Origin of the sequence: Lacticaseibacillus manihotivorans DSM 13343 = JCM 12514 (assembly GCF_001435035.1) — a bacterium.
Classification (GTDB): Bacteria; Bacillota; Bacilli; order Lactobacillales; family Lactobacillaceae; genus Lacticaseibacillus; species Lacticaseibacillus manihotivorans.
The window spans coordinates 1-5,649 of record NZ_AZEU01000088.1; the positions used below are offsets into that span (position 1 = coordinate 1).

General features: G+C 47.6%; 6 protein-coding genes. 2 read left to right on the forward strand and 4 right to left on the reverse strand.

Annotated elements, in window-relative coordinates; genetic code table 11:
- Window positions 1–87: 87 nt before the first annotated feature.
- The 4 genes from FD01_RS04460 to FD01_RS04475 form a co-directional block, all read right to left on the reverse strand.
- Complete coding sequence (locus tag FD01_RS04460) at window positions 88–1,278, reverse strand: aminotransferase class I/II-fold pyridoxal phosphate-dependent enzyme (RefSeq protein WP_056962833.1); 1,191 nt, start codon at window positions 1,276–1,278, stop codon at window positions 88–90.
- A gap of 270 nt (window positions 1,279–1,548) precedes the next feature.
- Complete coding sequence (locus FD01_RS04465; protein WP_056962835.1) at window positions 1,549–2,406, reverse strand: DUF3737 family protein; 858 nt, start codon at window positions 2,404–2,406, stop codon at window positions 1,549–1,551.
- Entirely contained in the window at window positions 2,399–3,568 is a 1,170-nt protein-coding gene (locus FD01_RS04470; protein ID WP_056962837.1) for a MalY/PatB family protein, read from the reverse strand. The genes FD01_RS04465 and FD01_RS04470 overlap by 8 nt, the downstream gene beginning before the upstream one ends.
- Window positions 3,568–3,948, reverse strand: a complete 381-nt coding sequence (locus tag FD01_RS04475) for a MerR family transcriptional regulator (protein ID WP_054719389.1) — start codon at window positions 3,946–3,948, stop codon at window positions 3,568–3,570. Before FD01_RS04475 ends, FD01_RS04470 begins: the two co-directional genes overlap by 1 nt.
- Before the next feature lie 126 nt (window positions 3,949–4,074).
- Between FD01_RS04475 and FD01_RS04480 the strand changes: the two genes are divergently transcribed.
- Both FD01_RS04480 and FD01_RS04485 read left to right on the forward strand, forming a co-directional pair.
- Entirely contained in the window at window positions 4,075–5,001 is a 927-nt protein-coding gene (locus FD01_RS04480) for an EamA family transporter (RefSeq protein WP_054719392.1), read from the forward strand.
- A complete protein-coding gene (locus FD01_RS04485) occupies window positions 4,998–5,348 on the forward strand; it encodes a VOC family protein (protein ID WP_054719395.1) in 351 nt (116 codons plus the stop codon). Before FD01_RS04480 ends, FD01_RS04485 begins: the two co-directional genes overlap by 4 nt.
- Window positions 5,349–5,649 lie beyond the last annotated feature (301 nt).

The window sequence follows — 5,649 nt, forward strand, 5'->3', positions numbered from 1 at the left end:
ATAATCATCAGATGAATTATTGTATTTCATCTGACAACCATAAAGGGATTATGGCAGACCCGTGACGAGTCAGTAATTTTTTTTGCATTAAGCTGGTTTGTTTTCATCGATATAAGCTTGCAGGCGCTTCATGGCTTCTTGCAAATCAGCCATCGAAGCGGCGTAGCTCAAGCGGACATAATGTTCACCACCAGGCCCAAAGCCATTGCCGGCGATCAAAGCCAGCTTGTTTTTGTGCAACAAGTCATAACAGAAGTCATTGCCATCTTGAATGTAGCCCGCTGGAATCTTGGCGAAGACATAGAAGGCACCATTTGGATTTGGTACGCCAAAGCCCATTTTGGTCATGGCCGCAACCACAAAATCGCGACGCTTGATGTATTCGGCTTTCATTGCCAAGGAATCTTCGCGACCAGCTTCAGTGGACAAAGCTTCGATCGCGCCAGCCATGGCCGGGTTGGAGGGGCAGGTGACGTTGAAGGCATGGGCTAACACAACTTTTTTCATCAAGTCGGCAGGGCCAGCAACAAAGCCGATCCGCCAGCCGGTCATCGCGTGAGACTTGGAGACACCGTTGATCAGCAAGGTTTGTTCAGGCAAGGCTTTGGCAAACGAGTAATGCGTTGACCCATAAGTGAGTTCGGAATAAATTTCATCAGAAATCACGATCAAATCGGTTTTGGCGATCACGGCCGCTAAGGCTTCAACTTGCGCTTTGCTGTAAGTGACGCCAGTTGGATTGGAAGGGAAGTTCAACAAAATGGCTTTTGGATGCACCGTGTCGATGGCTTGTTGCAATTGTTCAGGCGTCAGCACAAAGCCGGTGCTTTCGGTGTTCATGTAAACCGGTTCCGCTCCATTGATGCGCACGAGTTGGTCGTACAAAGAAAATGTTGGGCTAGGCATTAAGATCTTATCGCCGGGATTTAACGCAATATCCAAGCAAGAATGCAAGGCTTCAGTCGCGCCAACGGTGACGGTAACTTCAGTATTGGCATCATAATCCAAGTCGTAGCGGTCTTTTAAGAAATGCACGACGGCTTGGCGAAAAGCTGGCCAACCTGGGGTTGGGGCATAGTGCGATTCGTCGTTGTTGATCGATTTGATCGCCGCTTGTTTGATATGTTCTGGGACGTTAAAGTCAGGTTCGCCGAGGGATAACTTGACGACGCCTTCGATTTTGCTGGCTTCAGCATCAAAGACGCGAATCGGGTTGGCGCCTAAGCCATCATATGTATGTTTGAGATCTTTGAGTAAACCAGGTTTGGTTTTTGGCATGTTGCTTCCTTCTTTCTTTTACCGTTAAAAAAGACACCAGACGCATGCGCATCCGGTGTCGGGGTCACTTTTAAAAAGTGATATCAGCCTGACTCGCGGATGCATTCAGTCATCCGCGCGCCACAAAATTTCCCGGGCGTATCGGATGACTATCCGAAATACCGGGAGAAAAATCGTGGCGATGTGGTCAAACTATTGGTCATAAGTGAACTTCCTTAACTTGTAATTGCCATAAACTTACAACGGTTTTCTAATCTTGTCAAGGGCAAGCTATGAGGCTTGGGCTTGCAAACGACTGTGAATGGCGACTTTTGAGGTGTCGATTTGGTCATCATCTTGAATGATTTCACCGATCGAATCCGCAGTGATTTGACCAGAAATCGGATTTTTCACGGAATCGATATGGCTGTGAATGTCGGCGTCGATGTTTTTGCAGTATTCAAACGCCAAGTCCGTGCGTAAAAGTTTGCAGTTGATCATTTTCAACCCGTCGATATAGCACAAGCCTTGATCGGATTCGATAGTGCAGTTGATCAAGGTGAGGTTTTTGGTGTTCCAGGCTAAGTATTCGCCATTGATCGTGGAATCATAAATCGTGACATTTTCACAATTCCAAAAGGCGTCTTTGGTGACAAATGTTGAGTTGTGCACTTCAATGTTTTTGCCGCCATCAAAGGCGTAGTTGCCGACCAGGTTTAAGTGATCGATGGTGATATTTGAACTGTTCATGCCAAAATAGTCGCCGGTGGCGTCGACATGATCGATTTTAATATCGTCGCATTGCCACAGGGTTTCTTCTGCGTCAGCAAAATGCACATGATCGAGTTTAATGTGGTGACTGCGGCGGAATTCTTTTGGTGCTTGGACAGTGGTGTCTTTCAATGAAATATCATCAGTGTACCAAATGCCACTGCGACTCATGGTTTCTAAAATCGAATCCGTGACGGTGACATGCTTGGCGTACCACAGCGGATATTTGTATTTGAAGATACTGTTGTTGAGGGTAATGTTTTGGGCTTCTTTTAAAGGGGATTCCCCAGCCGCAAAAGTAGAATTCGTGATTTGCGCATCGTGTGCTTGAAACAATGCGCGTTCACCAGTGAAATATTGTTGGTCGTAGTTAGTCATTAAAATCCTTTCGATATAAGTTGAGCCCTTGTTGCAAACGGGTCAAACCGTCTTGTAACAAGGCTTGAGGACAGGCGATATTTAATCTGAGAAAATCATGCCCATTACCGCGGTAATCTGAGCCGGCGTTGAGCTTTAAGCCGACTTTGGTTTCGAGAAAATCAGCGAGTTTGGCACTGTCATGGGTGTAGGCAGAAATGTCTAACCACAAGAGGTAATTCGCCGTGGCAGGGGTGACAATGGCATCGCCTAAATCAAATTGTTGAACCGTTTGTAAATTGGCATTGAGTTGTTGGCGAAGCGCATCAAACCATTCAGCGCCTTTGGTGTAAGCGGCGATGCTTGCAGGAATCGCAGTTAAGTTAGGTTCATTGACTTCATACACGCCAAGGCCTCGGGCGATGTTTGCGCGCAACGTTGGATTGGAAACAATTACCGTCGCAGCATGAATCGCCGCGAGGTTGAAGGCTTTGCTTGGCGAAACTAAGGTGATCAAGTTTTGACGTAAGGCTTCTGGCAAGCTAAACGTTGGGGTGTATTCATGACCATTCAATGTGAGGTCCCCATGAATTTCGTCGGCGATCAAGGTCACACCATTTTGCTTGCAGAGTTCTGCGATCCGGGTCAGTTCGTCGCGCGTCCAAATTTGGCCGATCGGGTTATGCGGATTGCACACGACCATCGCTGTAGTTAATGGCTCGGCCAAGGCAGATTCCAATCCATCCCAATCGATGTGGTAAGTATGCGTCGCGCGGTCATAAGCGAGCTCAGCCGGTAAAACGTGACGCCCAGCATTTTCAATGGAGTTAAAAAACATATTATAAACTGGCGTCTGCACGACGACATTATCGCCAGCGTTGGTCACGCGGCGAATCGACGCACTTAAAGCGGGGATGACACCAGTCGCAAATAATTGCCAGTCTAAAGGAATCGCGGTTTGGTGGCGGGTTTCATACCAATCGCTGACGGCTTGAAAGTATTCGCGCGGAGGTTCTTCATAGCCGAAGATCCCAGTGGCGACTTTTTGCTGTAAAGCTTCGATCACAGCTGGAGCGGTTTGAAAATCCATGTCTGCGATCCACATTGGCAATTCTTTTTCAGGGCCGGACCATTTGATCGAATCACCGCCGCGACGATTTGGGACAGTCGTAAAATCAAACATTATTTTTCCTCCTTATGGGCAAAAGGATTCAGGCCGTGTTGGCCGTAATGCGCAATTTTGTACGCGAGTTTGTCATAGGTGGCTTGGACGGCATCGCGTTTGGCTTGAATAGTGGCCAATTGATCTTCTAATAAAGTTTTGCGGGTGTCAGTGGTGCTATCGCCTTGTTGGTATAAGTCGATGTATTCGATCAAGGCTTCAATGGATACGCCGGCTTCGCGCATGCACTTGGCAAAATTACACCAGTCTAAGTCGGCGGGTTGATAATCGCGGTAGCCGGAAGTCGCGCGAGTTACTGGCGGGATCACGCCGACGCGCTCCCAGTAGCGCAAGGTATCGGCAGGAATGTCGAGTTTGGTGGAAACGTCTTTAATGTTCATCAAAATCACCTCACCGTCATGATAAACCTTGGAGTGGGCTTTAAGGCAAGGCCTAAATTGAATTTACGTAAAACAATGCTTATAATGGATAACTATTGTGATAAAAGATAGAAAAGGATAATCGTTATGCAACTTTCAGACTCACTGACGCGTTCGCAAAAGCCTCGCGGAATTTGTTATGCCATTTTTGGGACGATGCTTTGGGGCATCTCAGGCTCAGTCGCGCAGTATTTATTTGCTTCAGCGCATGTGTCGCCAACTTGGTTAGTCGGGGTGCGCTTGTTGTCCGCTGGAATTTTATTATTGGCCTGGTTTGCAATCGACACGCATGAATCGCTATGGTCGATTTTTAAAAGTGGGCATGGCTGGCGATTGGTGATTTTTGGACTATTGGGGATGATGCCGTCTCAAGCGACATACTTTATGGCCATCAGTTACGGGAATGCAGCGACTGCCACCGTGTTACAATTTCTCGGTCCGTTATTTATTATTATTTATTTGGCGGCAGCGAATCGGCAATTACCGCGACGCATCGACATGATTTCCATTGTGATTGCCTTGCTTGGGACATTCTTATTGGTGACGCAAGGGCATGTGACTAGCTTGGCGTTGTCATTACCCGCGGTGATTTGGGGTGTGCTCGCCGGCGTCAGTCAAGCCAGCTATACCTTGTTACCACGGCCGTTATTGAAACAATTTGACGAACGACTGGTGGTGGGCTGGGCAATGATCATCGGCTCATTGGTATTTTTACCGCGAGTCGCCTTGGCGATGCCAGCGCACTTAACGCTGAACAATTGGTTGGGGATTATTTTTATCGTTGTCGGTGGTACTGCGATTGCCTATTTGTTATATTTAAAGTCGTTAGCGTACATCGATCCCAGTGCGACAGGGATGCTCAGCGCCTTTGAACCATTGACCGCCACAGTGGTCGCAGTGGGCGTCTTAGGTACACACTTATCGATGCCAGAAGTGATCGGAGGCGCGTTGATTTTGTTGACGACCGTGTTGCAGGCAATTCCGCAAAAACATCTCATCGGAGGAAACAGATGAAAACTCGGATCATGTTATACGTTTCAGATGTCGAAACCCTCACCGAATTTTGGCAACAGACGCTGAATGTAAAATTAGTGAACACCATCCAATTACCCAAAAATCATTTTGCCAATGTGTTAGCCGTTGACGAAACCACAGAATTGGCGTTATTCAGCAACGCTTTCGTCCAAGAATTTTCACCAGAAGTCGCCGACAATCAGCCGTCGTTGATGTTTTTTGTCAAAGATTTAGAGGCGGCACACGCCCGGATCAAAGGCGCCACGCCGATCGTCGATGATGCTGGGACGCGGGCTTTTGGCTTTCCAGATCCAGATGGGCATTATTTTGCGTTAGGTGAGGGTTGACGAAACCATTTTTTCGTTATAGCATAGTGTCAATCGAATAACCGTTCATACAAACCGATGAGGTGGAGATCAAGATTGTTGTGCGCGCACAGAGAGCGACCGGTGCTGGGAGTGTCGTCGAACGCAGGCAGTTAAATGGACCACCGAGGGTTCCTCCGAAATTTGAGTACGGGGAAACGTGTTGGCATACGTCAGTTGTCGCAAGCGTGTTGGCGCTTGGCTAAGAGTGATTTCACTGAAAAAGCGGAAATTTGTCAACTGGTGTTGAAGGATAGTTTTTATCCCTTGAAGGCCTTCCCGA

Coding starts and splice junctions, on each gene's coding strand:
- FD01_RS04485 (WP_054719395.1), top strand. CDS start 4,998: ATGAAAACTCGGATCATGTTATACGTTTCAGATGTCGAAACCCTCACC.
- FD01_RS04470 (WP_056962837.1), bottom strand. CDS start 3,568: ATGTTTGATTTTACGACTGTCCCAAATCGTCGCGGCGGTGATTCGATC.
- FD01_RS04460 (WP_056962833.1), bottom strand. CDS start 1,278: ATGCCAAAAACCAAACCTGGTTTACTCAAAGATCTCAAACATACATAT.
- FD01_RS04475 (WP_054719389.1), bottom strand. CDS start 3,948: ATGAACATTAAAGACGTTTCCACCAAACTCGACATTCCTGCCGATACC.
- FD01_RS04465 (WP_056962835.1), bottom strand. CDS start 2,406: ATGACTAACTACGACCAACAATATTTCACTGGTGAACGCGCATTGTTT.
- FD01_RS04480 (WP_054719392.1), top strand. CDS start 4,075: ATGCAACTTTCAGACTCACTGACGCGTTCGCAAAAGCCTCGCGGAATT.